Source organism: Herbaspirillum sp. UBA812 (assembly GCF_002296545.1).
Classification (GTDB): Bacteria; Pseudomonadota; Gammaproteobacteria; order Burkholderiales; family Burkholderiaceae_D; genus Herbaspirillum; species Herbaspirillum huttiense.
Window position 1 is genome coordinate 15,051 of sequence record NZ_DBIC01000121.1, and the last position, 1,814, is coordinate 16,864.

General features: G+C 60.6%; 2 protein-coding genes. Both read left to right on the top strand.

Features of this window, described 5'->3' with window-relative positions:
• The first annotated feature begins 489 nt into the window (after window positions 1-489).
• A complete protein-coding gene (dusA, locus tag B3873_RS07845; protein ID WP_414651529.1) occupies window positions 490-1,470 on the top strand; it encodes a tRNA dihydrouridine(20/20a) synthase DusA in 981 nt (326 codons plus the stop codon).
• A gap of 93 nt (window positions 1,471-1,563) precedes the next feature.
• Window positions 1,564-1,814, top strand: a 251-nt coding sequence (locus B3873_RS07850) for a 3,4-dihydroxy-2-butanone-4-phosphate synthase (RefSeq protein WP_286865104.1), incomplete at its 3' end; no start/stop codon positions are given.

Genomic DNA, 1,814 nt, shown 5'->3' on the forward strand with positions numbered 1-1,814 from the left:
AATTTCCTCCTAAAGAATTGGATTCAAGCCCGCAACTTCGGTTGTGGGCTTTTTTTTTGCCGCTCGGCGCGAAGCCTTGCTGCCGTGGGTGTCAGGCCTGCCGGGCCGGAGGGGAATGAAGCTGTTTGCTTCCGTTCACCGGTGTGTGAGATGAACGTTTGTCCAAAATAGTTTGTGATGCGCTGTTTTTGTGCATTGCGAAATGACGGCTGCCGGATTGTGGTGCAGAATCGTGTCCGTTGTACGAAAAATCCTATCTCGAAGAGGATAGAGGGGACACCAGCCCGCAATGCGCAAGCCTTGCGGGCTTTCTATTTGCCGCTGCGGCTGATCCGGGGCGCCAGGAGGGGGATGTGAACCTTCCTTCGTCTCCTGTGCCGCACAGCCACCTTCCATCCGCTTTCCGGTGCGCATCCCAGAACCTTGAATGAAGCATTTCGTCAGTTTATGAAGAAAGCCCTGCCTCCGCGTACGCTGTCGGTCGCTCCGATGATGGACTGGACCGACCGCCACTGCCGCGTCTTCCATCGCCAGATCACCCGCCATACCTGGCTCTACACCGAGATGGTCACCACCGGTGCGCTGCTGCATGGGGATGTGCCGCGCCATCTGGATTTCGACGAGCAGGAACATCCGGTCGCCCTGCAGCTGGGCGGCAGCGAGCCGTCCGACCTGGCGCACAGCGCCAAACTGGGCGAGCAATGGGGCTATGACGAGATCAACCTGAACTGTGGCTGCCCGTCCGAGCGCGTCCAGAAGGGGGCTTTCGGCGCCTGCCTGATGGGCGAACCCACGCTGGTGGCCGATTGCGTCAAAGCCATGAAGGATGCGGTCTCCATCGACGTGACCGTGAAGCACCGCATCGGCATCGATGACGTGCAATCCTATGACTTCGTGCGCGATTTCGTCGGCCAGGTCGCCGAGGCCGGCTGCAAGACCTTCATCGTGCATGCCCGCAATGCCATCCTCAAGGGCCTGAGCCCCAAGGAAAATCGCGAGATCCCGCCGCTGAAGTATCACTACGCCTATCAGCTGAAGCAGGATTTCCCGGAGCTGGAAATCCTCATCAACGGCGGTATCAAGACCCTGCCCGAGATCGATGAGCATTTGAAGCATGTGGACGGCGTCATGCTGGGCCGCGAGGCCTATCACAACCCCTATCTGATGGCGAGCTTCGATGCCCGCTACTACGGTGATCTGGACGGCGGCCGCCAGCCCAGCCGGGCCGAGGTGATCGAGGCCATGTTGCCCTACATCAAGCGCCAGCTGGAATTGCACGGCGACAATGGCCGCGGCCTGCGCTTGAACAGCATCACCCGTCACATGCTGGGCCTGCTGACCGGCATGCCCGGTGCGCGCGCTTTCCGCCAGACCTTGTCGGATTCCAAGCGCCTGGCCCTGGGCGACCCGGCTCTGTTGCTGGAAGCGCTGCAACGCACGCAGGCGGCCCAGGCGGCACAAATCGCCTGAATGGCCTGAATCGCCGGATTGGCGTAATTGGCCAGCGGAAGAGGCCCGCAATCCTTTAAAATAGCGGGTTCCAATTGGGAAAAGAGCGCGAACATGCCACTTGCTACAACCGAAGAAATCGTCGCCGAACTCCGTGCCGGCCGCATGGTGATTCTGGTCGATGAAGAAGACCGCGAAAACGAAGGGGACCTGGTGCTGGCCACCGACTTCGTCACGCCCGAAGCCATCAATTTCATGGTCACGCATGCGCGCGGCCTGGTCTGCCTGACGCTGACCGAAGAGCACGTGGACCAGCTCGACCTGCCGCTGATGGCCACCCGCAACGGCACGCCCTATGGCACCAA

Coding starts and splice junctions, on each gene's coding strand:
- dusA (WP_414651529.1), top strand. CDS start 490: ATGATGGACTGGACCGACCGCCACTGCCGCGTCTTCCATCGCCAGATC.